At 63.4% G+C, this 16668-nt stretch carries 19 protein-coding genes and 1 pseudogene; 11 read left to right on the forward strand and 9 right to left on the reverse strand.

Annotated features, from left to right (window positions below):
• Positions 1-30: 30 nt before the first annotated feature.
• The gene (locus LB577_RS02350; RefSeq protein WP_140576028.1) at positions 31-669 is read right to left on the reverse strand and encodes a class I SAM-dependent methyltransferase; all 639 of its coding nucleotides are present in this window, start codon (positions 667-669) and stop codon (positions 31-33) included.
• Positions 670-884: 215 nt separating this feature from the next.
• On the opposite strand from LB577_RS02350, the gene LB577_RS02355 reads away from it, so the two are divergent.
• From LB577_RS02355 to LB577_RS02365, 4 genes are all read left to right on the forward strand, one after another.
• Positions 885-2423: an alpha/beta hydrolase gene (locus tag LB577_RS02355; protein WP_224685390.1), complete on the forward strand. Its 1539-nt coding sequence runs from the start codon at positions 885-887 to the stop codon at positions 2421-2423.
• Entirely contained in the window at positions 2347-2643 is a 297-nt protein-coding gene (locus LB577_RS33370; RefSeq protein ID WP_411969177.1) for a hypothetical protein, read from the forward strand. Before LB577_RS02355 ends, LB577_RS33370 begins: the two co-directional genes overlap by 77 nt.
• A gap of 98 nt (positions 2644-2741) precedes the next feature.
• Entirely contained in the window at positions 2742-3446 is a 705-nt protein-coding gene (locus tag LB577_RS02360; RefSeq protein ID WP_224685391.1) for a hypothetical protein, read from the forward strand.
• 133 nt (positions 3447-3579) lie between these two features.
• Positions 3580-4227 (forward strand): glutathione S-transferase family protein, encoded by a 648-nt coding sequence (locus LB577_RS02365; protein ID WP_224685392.1) that lies wholly within the window; start codon positions 3580-3582, stop codon positions 4225-4227.
• Between the two features lie 83 nt (positions 4228-4310).
• Here LB577_RS02365 and fusA read toward each other — a convergent pair.
• Positions 4311-5177: pseudogene (gene fusA / locus LB577_RS02370) on the reverse strand (elongation factor G); the annotation flags it as partial.
• An 83-nt stretch (positions 5178-5260) separates the two neighbouring features.
• A complete protein-coding gene (locus LB577_RS02375) occupies positions 5261-5623 on the reverse strand; it encodes a hypothetical protein (RefSeq protein WP_023780706.1) in 363 nt (120 codons plus the stop codon).
• A gap of 275 nt (positions 5624-5898) precedes the next feature.
• Here LB577_RS02375 and LB577_RS02380 point away from each other — a divergent pair, with 275 nt between their 5' ends.
• The gene (locus tag LB577_RS02380) at positions 5899-6339 is read left to right on the forward strand and encodes a hypothetical protein (protein WP_224685393.1); all 441 of its coding nucleotides are present in this window, start codon (positions 5899-5901) and stop codon (positions 6337-6339) included.
• A 3-nt stretch (positions 6340-6342) separates the two neighbouring features.
• On the opposite strand, the gene LB577_RS02385 is transcribed toward LB577_RS02380, so the two are convergent.
• Entirely contained in the window at positions 6343-7965 is a 1623-nt protein-coding gene (locus LB577_RS02385) for an ABC-F family ATP-binding cassette domain-containing protein (protein ID WP_224685394.1), read from the reverse strand.
• Between the two features lie 389 nt (positions 7966-8354).
• Between LB577_RS02385 and LB577_RS02390 the strand changes: the two genes are divergently transcribed.
• Positions 8355-8642, forward strand: coding sequence for a hypothetical protein (locus LB577_RS02390; RefSeq protein WP_224685395.1), 288 nt, complete (start codon positions 8355-8357; stop codon positions 8640-8642).
• Positions 8643-8821: 179 nt separating this feature from the next.
• On the opposite strand, the gene LB577_RS02395 is transcribed toward LB577_RS02390, so the two are convergent.
• Positions 8822-9421 carry a YdeI/OmpD-associated family protein gene (locus LB577_RS02395; protein WP_224685396.1) on the reverse strand — a complete coding sequence of 200 codons (600 nt, stop codon included), beginning with the start codon at positions 9419-9421 and terminating at the stop codon, positions 8822-8824.
• A gap of 187 nt (positions 9422-9608) precedes the next feature.
• On the opposite strand from LB577_RS02395, the gene LB577_RS02400 reads away from it, so the two are divergent.
• The 5 genes from LB577_RS02400 to LB577_RS02420 all read left to right on the forward strand — a co-directional run bounded on the left by LB577_RS02400 (position 9609) and on the right by LB577_RS02420 (position 12312).
• The gene (locus tag LB577_RS02400) at positions 9609-9953 is read left to right on the forward strand and encodes a VOC family protein (protein ID WP_224685397.1); all 345 of its coding nucleotides are present in this window, start codon (positions 9609-9611) and stop codon (positions 9951-9953) included.
• Positions 9954-10046: 93 nt separating this feature from the next.
• A complete protein-coding gene (locus LB577_RS02405; RefSeq protein ID WP_224685398.1) occupies positions 10047-10307 on the forward strand; it encodes a hypothetical protein in 261 nt (86 codons plus the stop codon).
• Between the two features lie 166 nt (positions 10308-10473).
• Positions 10474-10647 (forward strand): hypothetical protein, encoded by a 174-nt coding sequence (locus LB577_RS02410; RefSeq protein ID WP_224685399.1) that lies wholly within the window; start codon positions 10474-10476, stop codon positions 10645-10647.
• Between the two features lie 116 nt (positions 10648-10763).
• Positions 10764-11375: a hypothetical protein gene (locus tag LB577_RS02415; protein ID WP_224685400.1), complete on the forward strand. Its 612-nt coding sequence runs from the start codon at positions 10764-10766 to the stop codon at positions 11373-11375.
• Between the two features lie 208 nt (positions 11376-11583).
• Complete coding sequence (locus LB577_RS02420) at positions 11584-12312, forward strand: SDR family oxidoreductase (RefSeq protein ID WP_224685401.1); 729 nt, start codon at positions 11584-11586, stop codon at positions 12310-12312.
• Positions 12313-12431: 119 nt separating this feature from the next.
• On the opposite strand, the gene LB577_RS02425 is transcribed toward LB577_RS02420, so the two are convergent.
• The 4 genes from LB577_RS02425 to LB577_RS02440 all read right to left on the reverse strand — a co-directional run bounded on the left by LB577_RS02425 (position 12432) and on the right by LB577_RS02440 (position 16459).
• On the reverse strand, positions 12432-12902 hold the full coding sequence (locus tag LB577_RS02425) for a cupin domain-containing protein (RefSeq protein ID WP_031257975.1): 471 nt from the start codon (positions 12900-12902) through the stop codon (positions 12432-12434).
• A 193-nt stretch (positions 12903-13095) separates the two neighbouring features.
• Positions 13096-14253 carry a sulfite oxidase gene (locus LB577_RS02430; RefSeq protein ID WP_224685402.1) on the reverse strand — a complete coding sequence of 386 codons (1158 nt, stop codon included), beginning with the start codon at positions 14251-14253 and terminating at the stop codon, positions 13096-13098.
• Between the two features lie 318 nt (positions 14254-14571).
• Positions 14572-15531, reverse strand: coding sequence for a LysR family transcriptional regulator (locus tag LB577_RS02435; RefSeq protein ID WP_224685403.1), 960 nt, complete (start codon positions 15529-15531; stop codon positions 14572-14574).
• Between the two features lie 22 nt (positions 15532-15553).
• Positions 15554-16459 carry a S1C family serine protease gene (locus LB577_RS02440; RefSeq protein ID WP_023767212.1) on the reverse strand — a complete coding sequence of 302 codons (906 nt, stop codon included), beginning with the start codon at positions 16457-16459 and terminating at the stop codon, positions 15554-15556.
• Positions 16460-16668: the final 209 nt, after the last annotated feature.

Genomic DNA, 16668 nt, shown 5'->3' on the forward strand with positions numbered 1-16668 from the left:
CCCGAGTTGATTGCCAAGCTTCGGCGGCGATCAACCTGTCGGCGCCGCCACGCCGGCGTGGTGGCTCCCCAATTGCCAGAAGGGCAGCGGAAACCGCCTGCGTTCTTCTTCGACCAGGTGGAAGCCCGCCCCCCGGATCAGGCCTAACGGATCGCGGTTGAGGTGACAGCCGCCGGCGAGCCGCCCCCACAGGCGGTTCAGGCGCTCCTGCCACCTGCGGCAACGCGGCCCCTCGGCCTGGCCGTGCTCGATGAAGATCAGCCGCCCCGTTGGCTTCAGGACGCGCCGGATTTCGCTCAGCGCCGCCTCGGGGTCCGGAATGGTACAAAATGCATAGGTGACGACGACCGTGTCGGCGCAGGCATCGGCCAATGGCAGGCTTTCGCCGCCGGCCCGCAGGCATTCGACATCGAATGGCGAGGAGCGGCACTTCGGTCCGGCCAGGCCGAGCATCGTGCCGTCGGGATCGACGCCGACCAGCCGCTTCACCCGGGCGGCGTCGTAATAGGGAAGGTTCAGGCCGGAGCCGAAGCCGACTTCGACGACGATGCCCTCTGCCCGCGGGATCATGCGCCTTCGCATATGCGCGAACGCATTCGCCGAACAGCCGGCGTGGACGAAGTAGGGAGCAACGCAGCGTGCGTACCAGGAGAGACAGGATTGGCACATGTGTCAGCCTCCCTGCCGTGTGGTTGCGGCACCGACAGGGGTGCCGGCATCGACCTCGAACGTAGAGTGATGGGCGGACGTATTGACCAGTGGCATTTCTCGCTCCAAGGGAGTCTCCTGATCGGGCCCAATCGGCCCAGCGTCGTGGGGTAGATAGAAGGCCGGCGTCCCCTCAACGTCCTCTCAAACCTCTTCGGCGGCTGCACACGGTTTCGATGGAACGATTGACGTTCCGACTGCTGGGGTTTCCGGAGTTCCGCCTGAACGGGCGGCGGGTGGAGCTTGCCTTGCGCAAGGCGGCTGCGCTCCTGGTCTATCTCGCAGAGGCCGGCGGACCCGTGGCGCGCGCCGTCGCCCCCCCGCTTCTGTGGCCTGAAACCGACGAAGAATCCGCACGGGCACGCCTTCGCCGCACACTGTATAAAATCCGCATCGCCTTCGGCAGCGAGGTCATCGCCGCCACCGGAGCATCGCTCGTCCTGCACCCGGAGCTATCGGTCGAGGTCGACTCCAGCTTTTTCGAACATGCCTGCAATGTCGGTCCCCTCGACGCGGCGGTCGATACATACCAGAGCGACTATCTCGCCGGCTTCTCAGTTCCGGATTGTCCGGAATTCGAGGAGTGGGTTTTCTTCAGGCGCGAGGCCTTGCGCAGCCGCCTGGTGCAGGTGCTGGAACGGCTGGTCGAAGCCAAGATCGCCGACGGCGAGCCGCGTGCTGCCGTCGTGAACGCGACACGCTTGGCCGGACTGGATCCCCTGAGCGAAAGCGCGCACCGTCACCTGATCCGTGCCCATCTGGCGGCCGGAGACAGGGCGGCGGCCGAGCGCCAGGTCGAATCCTGCGTGCGGCTGCTGAGGGATGAACTCGGCGTAGCGCCGGACCCCGCCACCCTTGCCCTGCTGCAGCAGCCAACGCACGATGCCGCCGTCCCCGCAACGCGCTACGTCGAAGTCGACGGCATCCACATCGCCTACCAGATCGTCGGCACCGGCCCGATGGACATCGTGCTTGTTCCCGGCTTCATTTCGCATGTCGAGCGCGTATGGGAGGACGGACGCTGTCGCGCCTGGCTCAACTCGGTTTCGCGGCTAGGCCGCCTGATCCTGTTCGACCGGCGCGGCATGGGGCTTTCCGACCGCGTCGGCGCCCGCCCCACCGTCGAAGCAACGGCGCAGGATATTCTGGCGGTCATGAATGCGGCCGGAAGCCGTCGCGCCCTGCTCATCGGCGCCTCGGAGGGTGGACCGGGTTGTGTTCGTTTTGCCGTGGATCACCCCGATCGCCTCAGCGGCCTTGTCCTCTGGGGCTCGCTCGCGAAAGGCAGCCACGCCCCCGACTATCCCTTCGCCCTGACCGCCGTGCAATACGATCTGTGGAAGCGCCGCCTGCTCGCCGGCTGGGGTGGTCCGGCGGAGATCGAAACCTTCGCGCCGAGTCTCGCCGGTGACCGCCAGGTTCGGACCTGGTGGGCCGGACTGCTCAGGGCGGCCTCCAGTCCCGGCGCGGTCGCGGGTCTGTTGGAGGCACTGCGTGATACCGATGTCCGTCATCTCCTGGCAAAGGTCTCGGCCCGGACGATGGTGCTGCACCGCACCAGCGACCGCGCCGTGCGCATCGAGGCCGGGCGGTTCCTCGCCGCCCGGATTCCGGGCGCACGGTTCATCGAGGTTGCCGGTGACGACCACTGGTTCTGGGTCGGCGACCAACAGCCGCTACTCGACAGCATCGGCGCGTTTGCACGAAGCGGCTGATCGCCAGTCGCCGATCCAGCCACGCTCGCCATCCAGAAAATCGTCGAGTTCGCCCTGTTGCGGATCAGCCACCTATGTCGCCGGCGACGCCAAGGAGCGGTTGAGCCTAAGCGCCCAGCTCGTGCGCCCCGATGGCATCGTCGCCTGGGCTACCGACGACGAGCCTGACCTGAAGGAGGCCGCTCGGGCGGCGTCGCGCTGGTTTGGTGAAGCTGAATAGGTGCATGTGCGTGCCAAAGGAACTGTTTGAGCCTGATCTCGGTTGTCTGCTGTGCGAACTGCCGTTCCACGAAGGCAGCTGATGAGCGAACATGAAGCATGGCAGACAAGAAGCGCGGTTCCCTGCGAAAGGTCCTGAGCGGCATCGTCGCAATGACTACCGCTACTGATCCCCAAGCCGAGGGCGACAAGAGCAGCATCGCGTCACTGGTTGCGGAATGGCCGCTGCCGCCATCGGCAACGCTTGGCTCTGCCTTGCGCCTGAAGGGCATCGAACGCGAGATTCGTGCCCTCCTGCCGTGGGCAGCGAGGAAGTTTGCCAAGGCTGAGACCGGCCGCGTCGTATTGCGCATGCTGAAGACCGACGCGGATGCATTCCAGGTCGCCTCCGCAACCATTTCCAGGAGGCTCGAAGGGATCGAAACTCTGGCCGTGCTTCCGCGAGAAGCAGAAGACATTCTCACCATCTCCGCGCGCGAACGTCACAAATGGCTGAGGGATGGCCGACTGAAAAGCATCGGCACCCGCACCGTGAAGATGCGCGGGCGATCCAAGTCCGTCACCTTCCATGTCTTCGATCCACGCCACATCGAGGACATTCTCGATCGCGACCTGGCAAGCGCCTGGCGCGAGGAAGATGCGCGGGAGGTTGCTGAAAATAGACGGCGCGGCGCCGGCAAGGCAGCGCTGACGCGAGCAGGAAAACGGGTGCCCAAGGCCCGCATCGCCAGGAAAATGGGGAGTGATGACGCTGCACAGCTGGAAGGCTGGGACACTTTCGAGGCGGAAGGGCTGTTGCGCTAGAACCGGGGACGGACCCCTTCGGTTCGGGCCATGAAATCCAAGGATCGAAAAACGAGGCAGGGTGTCGGGAAGCATCCCCGCCATTCGTCCTTTGGGTGCCACAAAAAAACTGACCAACCACCGGAGCCTGCCAATGACCCCCACCATCACAGCCTTTGAACGATCGCCCGATGGCGGCAAGGGACTGGCGCGGGATACGCGCGTTCGCTGGGCGCTCGAAGAAGTGGGGCAGCCCTATGAGGTTCGTCTCGTTTCCTTCGCACAGATGAAGGCGCCCGAGCATCTGGCCATCCACCCCTTCGGCCAGATCCCCACTTATGAGGAAGGATCCCTGTGCCTGTTCGAGACCGGCTCGATCGTCTTTCATCTCGCCGAACGGTACGCCGGCCTGCTGCCTGCGGATAGCGATGCCCGCGCGCGTGCCATCACCTGGATGTTTGCCGCGCTCAACACCGTCGAGCCACCGATCCTCGAATTGATGACGGCAAGAATATTCGAACGTGACAAGCCTTGGAGCGAAGAGCGCCTGCCGCTGGTAAAGGACCGTGTTCGCGCGACGCTGGACAAGCTCTCGGTCCACCTGGACGCCGCCGACTGGCTTGACGGCGCGTTCAGCGCCGGCGATCTGTTGATGGTATCAGTGCTGCTGCGACTGAGAATGTCAGGCATCTTGGACGAATATCAAAACCTGGCCGCCTATGTGGCCCGCGGGGAAGCTCGGCCCGCTTACATCAAGGCTTTCGCCGCGCAATTTGCGATCAACGCCCCGTCAATCAGCTGAAACACCAATGCCCGACGCCTCCAGCTTGACCGCTTTTGGCGTCAACCTCGCACATTATCGCGACCACAGCGCGCGAGCGGACGTCAGGCGAACATGGCTGCTGCGGGCGGTGGGTCGCGGCCAGGCGACGGAACGGGAGCGTATCGGTCATAGAAAGCGCTCAGGCGTGCCCGCCCGTTCGAGCGCAACAAGAGTGTCTCTTCCAATTTGAACATGGTTGCGAGCGGCACAATCGCGTTGATGACAACGGCGAGGCCCTGGGTTTCCTGACCCCGGATCTGGCCACGGCGGCTGTTCAGTTCGCCGATGATGCTGGTGACATAGTCCGGAGGCGTCACCACCTCGACGTTCATGATCGGCTCGAGCAGTTGCACGCCGAGGCGCGGCGCGGCTTCGCGAAAGCAGGCGCGCCCCGCGATCTCGAAAGCCAGAGCCGAGGAATCAGTATCGTGCCAGGCCGCGTCCACCAGCGTCGCCTTGACGCCGATCATCGGAAAGCCCGCGAACGGCCCTGCCGACAGAGCGCTGCGCAGCCCCTTTTCGATGCCGGCGATGTATTCGTTCGGAACCGCACCACCGACGATACTGGACGCCAACAGCAAGTCTGGATCGTACGAGCTCGGCTCGAACACAATCTTGACGCGGGCGAACTGGCCCGTGCCGCCGAACTGCTTCTTGTGTGTGAAGTCCTGCCCATGCGTGCGGGTGATCGTCTCGCGATAAGCTACTTGCGGCGCTCCGACATTCACGTTGATCATGAACTCGCGGCGCAGGCGATCAATTATGTTGTCCAGATCATGTTCGCCTATGTGGGCGATGATGGTCTGGCCGCTCTCCTCGTCGGTCTTGACGTGGAAGGACGTATCTTCAGCCGTCAACTGCGACAATGCGACATGCAGCTTTTCCTGATCGGCCCTCGACTTGGGCTCGATCGCCATTTGCAGCAAAGGCCCGGGCGCGGCTGGTTTTTCCATGGCGATATGCTCGCAAGTTGACCAGATGTCTGCAACAGTGCTCCGCGATGAAAGTGCGTCTACGGATATTTCGTCTGTGCGTTCGCAGGGCTGAAATCGCCTTCCAATTCCTTCGGCAGCGGAAGGCTTGAGCATTGTAGGTGCACCTCGCGGGCAAACAGCTTCCGTTGCTTCTGTTCGTGCTCCTTGGTGGCCGCGATGATCCCCAAACCGTACGGGCCAAGCGCGACGAATTCCCACCCCGGATGGTGTTTTTCGCGCGCCTCGTAGTCCGAAGCCACAGCCCGCGCCTGCTGGCATTGCGGCGACGCCCATTTCTGGTCCTGCTGCGAAAGCGACGCCCCGTAGTCAACCGGCGAGGTCGCGCATCCAGCCAGCGTCGCGGCCAATGCCGACGTCGCAATTCCCATCGCAATTCTCATCCTGAAGCTCTTCCCCTGAATCGCACCTTGAATCGCATCATCCTAAATTCCGCGCGATCGTGCCTGGCCGGCGGCTCCGCCTTGCCAATCACGTATACGCGATGTGCCGCCCTGGCGCTTGCCATAGACCTCGCTTCGTGTCGATCTTCTCGCAGCCAGATTCAAGCCCTGTGCTTGGAACCAATGACGGGCGAGACTGTTCAGTTGTAACTTTGACATGACGCTGATAGCCCCGCCGATTGGGCAAAGCGGCGGCCTTTTGAGGAGCTTTCATCATGAACATTTCGTCCCGACTGCGTTCCATCGCGGTTGCCGCCATCGCCACCGCGGGCATCGGCTTTGCCAGCGCCGCGCATGCCGACAGCGGCACGATCCGCTTCGCCGTCTACAAAGCCGCCTTCTTCATCGGCGGCTCTGGCGGCGAAGGCACGCTGACCTTCCATGGCAAAACCTATCCCATCTCGGTCGGCGCCGTCTCGGGCGGCCTCGCCTTCGGCGTTTCCAAGACCTATTTCCGAGGCACCGTGCGCCATATCCGGCGCGCCCGGGATGTGACCGGGGTCTATGGTGCGGCGGGCGGTGGCGGCGCGATCGGCAAAGGCGCCCAGGTGATCGTCATGACCAATGACAAGGGCGCCCAGCTCGAACTCACAGGCAGACAGGTGGGCATGCAGGTCAACGCCGATCTCAGCGGCATGAGCATCTCGCTGAAGTAGCGCCTAGCTCCTCAGCCCCGGCGCCTCCTGCCCCGTGCGCTCGACATATTCGGTGTAGCCGCCACCATAGGTGTGGATGCCTTCGGGCGTCAGCTCGAGCACGCGGTTGGACAGGGCGGCTAGAAAATGCCGGTCGTGCGAAACGAACAGCATGGTGCCTTCATACTGCGACAGCGCCTCGATCAGCATCTGCTTGGTGGTGATGTCGAGGTGGTTGGTCGGTTCGTCCAGCACCAGGAGGTTGGGCGGATCGAACAGCATCAGCGCCATCACCAGGCGCGCCTTCTCGCCGCCTGACAGCACCCGGCACTTCTTCTCGATCTCGTCGCCGGAAAAGCCGAAGCAGCCGGCGAGCGCGCGGAGCGGCGCCTGGCCGGCCTGCGGGAAATTGTCTTCCAGCGTCTGAAACACGGTGCGCTCGCCTTCCAGCAGCTCCATGGCGTGCTGGGCGAAGTAACCCATTTTCACGCTAGGCCCCCGCGCCACCGTGCCCGTGTCGGGATCAGAAGCGCCCGCCACCAGCTTCAGCAGCGTCGACTTGCCGGCGCCATTGACGCCCATGATGCACCAGCGCTCGCGGCGGCGGACCTGGAAGTCCAGCCCGTCATAGATGGTGCGACTGCCATACGCCTTGTGCACGTTCTTCAAGGTCACGACGTCCTCGCCGCAGCGCGGCGCCGGCTGGAACTCGAAATTCACGATCTGGCGGCGCTTGGGCGGCTCGACGCGGTCGATCTTGTCGAGTTTCTTCACCCGGCTCTGCACCTGTGCGGCATGGGAAGCGCGCGCCTTGAAGCGTTCGATGAAGGCGATCTCCTTGGCCAGCATCGCCTGCTGGCGCTCGAACTGCGCCTGCTGCTGCTTATCGGCGATGGCGCGCTGCTGCTGGTAGAACTCATAGTTTCCCGAATAAGCGGTCAGCGAACCGGCATCGATCTCGACGATCTTGTTGACGATGCGGTTCATGAACTCGCGGTCGTGCGAGGTCATCAGCAGCGCGCCGTCGTAGCCCTTCAGGAACTGCTCCAGCCAGATCAGGCTTTCCAGGTCGAGATGGTTCGACGGTTCGTCGAGCAGCATGACGTCGGGCCGCATCAACAGGATGCGCGCCAGCGCGACGCGCATCTTCCAGCCGCCGGACAGCTTGCCGACATCGCCGTCCATCATCTCCTGCGAAAAGCCGAGACCGTCTAGCACCTCACGCGCCCGGCCGTCGAGCGCATAGCCGTCGAGCTCCTCGAAGCGATGCTGCGCCTCGCCGTACTTCTCGATGATCTCGTCCATCCGGTCGGCCTGGTCGGGGTCGGCCATGGCAGCCTCGAGTTCCGCCATTTCGGCCGCCACGTCGCTCACCGGCCCGGCGCCGTTCATCACCTCTGCGACGGCGCTGTGGCCCGCCATGTCGCCGACATCCTGGCTGAAATAGCCGATGGTGACGCCGCGATCGACCTGCACCTGGCCCTCATCTGGCTGCTCCTGGCAGGTGATCATGCGAAACAGTGTCGTCTTGCCGGCGCCATTGGGCCCGACAAGACCAATCTTCTCGCCCTTCTGCAGGGAGGCCGACGCCTCGACGAAGACAAGCTGACGGCCATTCTGCTTGCTGATGCTTTCAAGTCTGATCATGCGGTTTCCGGACTGTGCCTGCGCTGAAAGGATTTGCCCGGCGCCTTACGCGAAGGATGGCGGCAAAGGAAGAGGCAGAAGCGCCGCAGTGCTTCACCCTCCCCCTTGTGGGGAGGGTCGGCGCATCGGCGTTGCGAAGCAAGGCCGGTGCGACGGTGTGGGGGTGCGGCGCCAAAGCTAAAAAGTCCCCCACCCCGCTCCGCTGCGCGGAGCGACCCTCCCCACAAGGGGGAGGGTGAGAGCCAGAAACACTCCAGAAACAAGTTTCAACACGCCGGAAAAACTGGCGAAAAGATCCTCTGCGATAACCATCCCATGGCAGCTGAACAAGGGCCGCCACACGGCGCAATGAGATGACCCCGAAGATGCAACGACGTTCGACCCGATGGATGGTTGCCCTCGCGGGCGTTTCGCTCACCATGCTTGCGGTCGCACAGTCGGGTGCGGAAGCGGTGGTGACCCGAAGCGAATATTGCAGCCGGCTCGGTCTTCAACTCGACAGCGCCATCCAGACCCAAGCCGAACCCGGCGCCAATGCCAGTGAGATCGCCGAGGCAACGGCGCTCCAGGACAAGGCGAACCGGTTCTGCGCCGAGCGCAAGCAGGCGCAAGGCATCCGGGCCTACGCCAACGCCCTGAAACTTCTGGGCGTGACACCGGTCGATCTCAACCAGTGACAGCGATTTCTCTCTGACTTCCTCCCAGGGAAAGGCCGCCACTCGCGCAAAGCGAGGGCGACTTTGTGTGCAAGGTGCATGGTCGATCCCGGCTATGTCTCGGCTGGACTATCCTGCCCGGGCATCGTCGTCAGCGCCCTTGCCGCCCGAAACGCCAACCCGCGTCCTCGCCTGAACGCCTACTTCTTCCCCTGCGGATGGATCGTCTCGCCGCGCTTCAGCATTTCGACGAAGGCCTCGATCTTCTTTTTGCGGCCTGCCTCGGTCTTCATGTTGTGGGTGCGAAAGGCGAGCGCGAGGCGGTTCTGCGCGCTGAGTTTTTCCAGCATCGCCTTCGCGGCCGGCTCGGCGTCGATCGCCGCCTGCAGATCGTCGGGGATCTTCATCTCCCGGCTACCGCCATAGGCCCGCGCCCAGCGCCCATCGGCCTTGGCTGCCTCGACCTGTTTCAGCCCATGCTCGGTCATGCGGCCCTCCTCGATGAGCCGTGCGACATTGTCGATGTTGATCTTGCTCCAGATGCTCTTCCTGCCACGCGGCGTATAGCGCTGCAGGAAGCTTTTCTCGTCCAGCCCCTTGCGCACCGCGTCGATCCATCCGAAGCACAGCACGACATCGATGGCTTCCTTCGGCGTGATCGACTTCAGCCCCGAACCCACCTTGTGCACCTTGATCCACACCTCGGTTTCCGTGGCATGGTGCTGGCCGAGCCAGGCGTAGAAGCTGGCCGCGTCGGGGAATTCCCGGACCTTGTCGGGATCGACCTTGACCGACGCCATCAGCGAACCTGTCCGTTCAATGCGGTTGCCACCATGTCGCCTGCCACCATCGTCCCCTCATCGGTCAGCATCATGGCATAACCCACGGCCAGTTTTCGTCAGCAGCCGACGCATCGGCGCCAGTCAGCGGAACGCACCACCCGTCGCCGCGTTCCGGCATCAGTGCAACCGCCGGATGGAGGTTCCGATGGCAATCCAGACGATTTTTGCCCATGTCAGCTGCTCCGATCTCGAAGCCAGCATCGGCTGGTACGAAAAACTCTTCGGCAAGGCGCCACAGCGCCGGCCGATGCCTGGGCTGGCCGAATGGCAGTTCAGCGACAGCGCCGAGGTGCAGCTCTTCGAGGACAAGGACAAGGCCGGCACCTCGACGCTGACGCTCGGCGTGCTGCCACTGGCGCCCGAGCGGCTGAGGCTGGTGGATACGGGCCTCGAACCCGGTCCGATCGAGAAAGCCGACTATTTCTGGATCATGCGCATGCGCGACCCCGACGGGAACCTAGTGGTGTTTGCCAGCGCGGAACGCGACTAGCACACCTTGCCACTCCTTCAAGGGAAAGGGGAAGCGCTGGCGCCTCCCGCGCTGTGCTGTACCACAGCCGGTGCCACTCTCGGGGAACGCGCCATGAAATGTCTGCTCCTCGCTTTTGCCCTCGCGCTCCCGACGACAGCCCTTGCCGAGCCGATCGAAACCCAAAAAATCATCACCGCGGCCGCCGGCGACTGGAACGGCGACGGCGCCATCGACCTGGCGATGATCGTCGAGACGGAACCTGGCGCTGCCATGGACATGCATTTTTTCCTCAGGGACAAGGAACACAATTTTCTCAAGCCTGCCGGCATCGTGCAGGAGCAGATGGAACGGCTACGACCGGCCGGGCTATGAGGCGTCCTACATCGAGCCGGAGCTGACCGCGCTGCCAAACGGCTCGATCAAGCTCTACATACCGGGGATACCGGCCAACGGCGCGCGGACCGACCAAACGCTGACAATCGCCTGGCGCAACAACGGCTTCGTCGTCGCCGACTTTGCCTATGACTATCATGACTATATGAAGGACAACGTCGCCAGCGACTGCGACTACAATCTGCTGACCGGCAAGGGCAAAAGCAGCAAGATGCAGCCGGATGGCACCCGTATGCACAGGACCGTGGCGGTGGAAGGCAAGGTCGTGCCGTTCGCCGAGTGGGATAGCGGGGCCAGCTTTACCGACTGCGGAGAATGAGCAGCCTCGCGTTTCGTTGCGCAAGGCAACGCACGATCGCCCGCCCTGCTGTAAAATCCCGCAAGACCAGCCATGGTCCTCTCGGACGCGTCTCCCTCCCACCCCCGGAACACGCCATGCGATCCCTGCTCTTCGCCCTTGCTTTCCTGCTCCCCACCATGACGATGGCCGAACCGATCGAAACCCGGAAGATCATCACCGCGCTGACCGGTGACTTCAACGGCGACGGTGCGCCGGACCTTGTCATGGTGATCGAGACCGAGCCATCCGATCCGATGGACATTCATTTCTTCCTCAGGGACAAGGAGCACAATTACCTCAAGCCGGTCGAAACCGTGCACGAGCAGATCGGTGGCGAGTGGAACGGCTACGACCGGCCGGGCTACGAGAACTCCGACACCGAGCCGGAGCTGACGATGCTGCCAAACGGCTCGATCAAACTTTATCTGCCGGCGCCGCCGACCGGCAGCGAGCGCACCAACCAGACGCTGACCATCGCCTACCGCAACGGCGCCTTCATCGTTGCCGGCTTCGCCTATGATTCGCAGGATTACCTCAAGGAGAATGTCGCCAGCGCCTGTGACTACAATGTGCTGACCGGCAAGGGCACCAGCTCGAAGCAGCAGCCGGACGGCAGCACGAAGCACAAGACCGTGTCGGCTGAAGGCCGGATCGTCGCCTTCAAGGACTGGAATTCGGGCGATGCCTTCACCGCTTGCCAGGAATAAGGGGCGCCCTGCCTCCGGCCGGCGTCAGACCGGCGGCGGTGCTGCCGGTGTTCGTCGTCTGGGACAGCCCTCTGGTGCGCTGAACGAGACCGCTGCGCGGCTGGCACTATCGGCATCTCCGATAACCCCAACGGTTTCTTCCGTTTCCCCTTGGCGCCCTGACCTGCCAATCCCCTGCCCTTGTCCCTCCAAGCAAAGGCAGAGCGAAATGAGCATTTCAAAACAGAAGATCCTGATCGTCGGCGGCGGCTCCGGCATGGGCTTGGCACTGGCCAGGCGTTGTGTTGAGGCCGGTGCGGAAGTCGTCATCGCCGGACGAGGTGAGCAGAGATTGCAAGAGGCGCGCCAGGCGTTGGGCGGCCCCGCCAATCTGGAGGTGGCCGCTGTCGACCTCACGCAGGAAGACCAGGTCACAGCCCTTTTCCAGCGCGTCGGCGGGCTCGACCACATCGTCAGCACCGCCGCCGACATCGAAGGCGCCTACCGTCTGCTGCCGGAGCTTGACCTAGAGGCGGCGCAACGCGTGATCGAGAGCAAGCTCTACGGCCCGCTGCTGCTGGCCAAGCATGGTGCGCCACAACTTACACCTGCCGGCTCGATGACCTTCGTTTCCGGCATCGCCGCCTACCGCCCGGCCGCGCGGGGCTCGGTCGTTGCCGCTGTCAATGCCGCGCTCGAAGGGCTGGTGCGGGCGCTGGCGGTGGAACTCGCGCCCACCCGCGTCAACGCCGTGTCGCCCGGCTGGGTCGACACCACGATCTGGACGCAGGTCGCCGGCGACAGAAAGGCCGAGATGCTTGGTGCGATGGCCGAGCGGCTGCCTGTCGGAAGGATCGGCCAGCCCGAAGACATCGCGGACGCCATCTTCTTCCTGATCGGCAACGGCTTCACGACGGGAACGACGCTGCATGTCGAGGGCGGTCATCGGTTGGTTTAGTTTGAAAATCCGCTCGGACCCACAGCCTGAGTCCCACCTTGGGTATCCACTTCAACCTGCCTCGGCTGTGGCACCCCGCCGCCGAGCGCGGCGGGGTAGTTCGATCTAACCCCTCGCAGCTATTTCGTCTTTCGAGGATCGTCGGCTGGATTAATGTACTTTATGCCCCACGGGCCATTAGTGGTGAGCTGGAGTACCGTCTCTTCGTCGAAATAAGCAAAATGCGCCATGCCCGGCGGCAAAGCGAAATAGCTGCCCGCAGGAATTGCTTTGGCGGCGCTCCGGTCGGCGGTCTCGCCCATGCCAAGATTAACGGTTCCCGATATTACTGTGTCAACTTCAAGCCCTGGATGCGTGTGGGGCGCGATCGCATACCCAGCCGGCAATTTAAGCCGAAGGGCAAACGGACCTTCTTTGGTCGGATCGCCGTACAGGATTGCCAACTGTGCTCCAGCAGGGAGCGTTTTGGGTCCAGGACCCCACTTAACCTCGCTGGGAGTGATCACAGTGTGCGCGTCCTCTGCCGAAGCAAAGGGGGCGATTGCGCAGGATACGATCCAGCCGACTGCAAGTAGCGATGCAACTTTCATGGCAGCCTCCCGTCTAAGCGGGCTACCCATTCCGGCGGCGTGCCGGGTTGGGCTCGCCAAAACTGTTTAGGGTAGGTCCGCGCGCCACGTCTACGCAAGCGATTTGTCGGCTCAGTATCGCCGCTGCCCTTGGCGAAAGCGCACGCGAGTCTCGCGCATGCGCTTCGCCCAAGGGAATCTCGAGCACGGCTTCTCAAACGATATTGACGTGCCGCGTTACCTGGCCATTGCTTTCCCAGTACGTATGCTTCTTGGCGATGATGGGATCGTCCATTGCGGGTTGGACCTGCCCTCCAGTGCTAACCGCACGCGAGGTGACGGTGTGCTCCCCGGCCGAGGGCTTGGGCCAGTCGACGGACCACATCTTCCAGGCGAAGTCCGCCTTGTCGGTGTCGTCGATTGTCGCTCGCATCCACGGCCCGTCGTCGACTTTCACCTCGACCCGGTCGATGGGCCCGCCCCAGGCGGCGCCGACAATACGATAGTCATTGCTGATATGAGTGACCCGGGCCGGTGCCGATTTCAACCGCGCCCGCCCGACAGAAGTTTCCACCCATACTGTCTCTCCGTTGTGATCTTCCTCGCGGAGCGTGACGTAGTCGCGTCCCATGAAACGGTTCTCGAAGCGCTGGTCGCGCACGTCGATACGCTGAAGCCATTTCGCGTTCGCGATCCCATACCAGCCGGGCGCTATCAGCCGCAATGGGAAGCCATTGTCAGGGGGCAAGGGAGTACCGTTCATCTCATAACAAAGGATGTTTTTGGGATCCATGGCGTCGGCGAGCGACATGCTGCGGGCGAAATTCTGCGTGAACTTGACATCGTCGGCTCGCTTGATTTCCCCTTTATCAGCACCCCAAAAAACAACCTCGATACCACTGTCAAGGACCCCCGCCTCCTTAAGGATCGGGGCCAGCGGCGTGCCGGCCCAGCGCGCATTGCCGATGCCGCCGTTGAAAAACGGCAGGCCGGTATTACCCGAACACTCGACCGTGAATGTAACTTCCTGACGTGGGCGAGCCTTAATGTCGGCGAGTGTTAGCGCTGTCGGCTTGTTGACCAGACCACTGATTTCGAGTTTCCACTTGCTTTCGTCGATGACCGGACGGTTGAAATGCGCGATTGAAAAGAACCTGTCGTTGGGCGTCACCCAGGAATCGAGATCCTCCCAGACAAGCTGATTTTTGATGACCTCTGGAACCGGGTTTGGCGGGAGCTGAACGAGCCATTTGATGACTTTCTCGCCGGCCCGAGTTGGAAAAGCGTGGGCAACCCGTGATTGAAAGAACGCCAATGCCGCGAGAGCCGCGCCGCCTTGACCGATGAATTCACGTCTCGGAAGATGATGCATGATGACTTCTCCTCCAATGAAAAGTTTGAGATCTCCTTCAGTGATGAATGCAATAGCGGCCGAAGTCGCGCTAGGGGAGGCCGGCCGAGGTGGCAATTGTGTGAGAGCGCACGGAATAGACCTAGAAGCGCGCTTTGGTTAAAGCGGAGTCTTCCTCTCATTCGCCAGCTAAGGTCCAGCAAGCGATCGGGAACCATATTCCCTATCTGTCCTTGTGGCGAGGGTTGCGGCTTGGAATCTTCCGAATCACCGCACCTTCAATCCAACTCCGCAGCACGCGAAATGCTTTGGCAGATTTCGAACTAGCATGGCCCGACATCAGGAACTGTTTGCAAACAAGGCATTGGAGTGTTTCGTCGATTCAGCTCCTGAACGCTCAGTTGGCACAAGCGTATCGCGAGCGGCGGCAAGCAATTGCCGGAGCGCCGCCGGCTGGACGCGCCGGCGTCGCCAGATCATCGTCAGCGGCGCCGCCCGCGCCGAACCGGGCCATGGCAGTTCGACGATGTCGCCACGTGCGATCGCATCGCTGACAGCAATGCGTGGAACGAGGCCGAAACCCGCGCCGGCGGCCACCAACCGCGCAATGACGCCGATGCTGCCGACTTCGGCGGCAATTTCTGGCGCATCGACACCGGCCTCGACAAAGGCAGTGTCGACCATGTGCCGGTAGATGCATCCGGGCTCGGTCGCCACGAACCGCAGTTTGGCGAGCGCGGCAATGTCGCCTGGAGCGGTGCCCTGCCCCGGAGCCGCGACCAGTACCAGCGGTTCGGCCATTATCGTGCGCCTGGCGAAACGCTGATCGGAAGTGTCCTTCGCGAAATGGCGAGGCTCGAAGCAGAAGACGACATCGATATCGCCGTCCTCCAGCTGGCGCAGCAGCGCGCCGCTGCCTGCCACCTTCATCCGCACGATGATGCCGGGGTGGCGGGCCTGGAACCCGGGCAGCCACGGCGCCAGCCGAGCCGAGGCGATCGTCTCCAGCGCACCGACGGTCACCTGCCCGCTCGTCTGCCCGACCGCCGCCTGCACAGCCGCACGCGCCTCTGCGTCGAGCCGCAACAGCTCTTCAGCGACGGGCTTCAACGCCAGTCCCGCCGGGGTCAGCTCCAGGCCGCCCTTCGAACGCGTGAACAAGGCAGCGCCAAGCTCGGCCTCGAGCGACTGGACCTGGTCGCTGACGCTCGACTGTGCGAGATGGACGGCCTCGGCGGCGCGCGTGATGTTGCGGGTTCGCGCCACCGCGAGGAAGGTCTTGAGCAGTCTTGGATGCATCGCCTGGCCGAAATCGTAAGGCCTACTGCAGCTGCGGCTTTTTCAGGAAACTGCCGCGGTCGGCGGATTTGACGCGCAGCCAGGTCTCGCGGCCGTCGCGCACCACCCGCATCGGGATCTCGGCGCCAGCCGAGCCGCTGTCCCACAGCTTGCGATAGAAATCGGCGAGCCCGTCGACCGCGCCGTCGCGAACCTCGGAGATGACGTCGCCCTCGCGCAGGCCGGCCTTGGCGGCCGGTCCGCCTTCGGTCACGCTCATCACCACCACCTGGCCGTCGCTTTCGGCCGACAGGGCGCCAAGCCAGGGCCGCGGCGGCTTGGCCACCTGGCCGCGCGTCAAGAGATCGTCGAGGATCGGCGGCAAAAGATCGATCGGCACGATCATGTTTATATCGGCGACCTCGCCGGCGCGGCTCATCTGCAGGCGCAACGAGCCGATGCCGAGCAACGCACCATCGGCGCCGAACAGCGGCGCGCCGCCCCAGGACGGATGCGCGGGCGCGATGAAGATCGCCTCGTCGAGCAGATACTCCCAATAGCCGGCGAATTCCTGCTTGGTGACGATCCTGGCCTCGACGGCTCGGCCGATGCCGTCGGCAAGCACGACCGCGTCGCCGATCCTGGCCTTGCCGGCGTCGCCCAGCGCCACCGCCGGTAGGCCGGTCGGCGCCAGCGCCTGGACCAGGCCGAAGCCCGATTCCTGGTCGTATGCCAGCGCATGCGCGGGGACGACACGGCCGTCATGTGTGGTCAGCCAGACCTCATCGGCCTCGGTGATGAGATAGCCGATGGTCAGCACCAGCCCATCGTCGCGGATGACGACGCCGCTGCCTTCCCTGAGCGTGCCCAGCGCGCCCGCCGTGAAGGCGTCTTCCGGAACGGTGGCGCGCACGGCAACGACGGAGCGCGGATTGGGATTGGCGGTCATGATTTTGTCCTGCGATGCGAATGCCCTGGCGGCTTATTCTATAGGTATGCCTTGGAGGGGATGGTGCAAGGGGTGGAGCGGTGGCGCTTCCCCTCTCCGTAGGAACGGGAAGCGCATCACCGACATCGACATTAGTTCAACGCAAGTTGAACTTCGTCGTTGGCAGCCCTAGTTGTAAACGGACCTGCCCATCCTTTCACAACCTCCCA

It is taken from the genome of Mesorhizobium sp. B283B1A (assembly GCF_020165735.1).
Taxonomy (GTDB): domain Bacteria; phylum Pseudomonadota; class Alphaproteobacteria; order Rhizobiales; family Rhizobiaceae; genus Mesorhizobium; species Mesorhizobium opportunistum.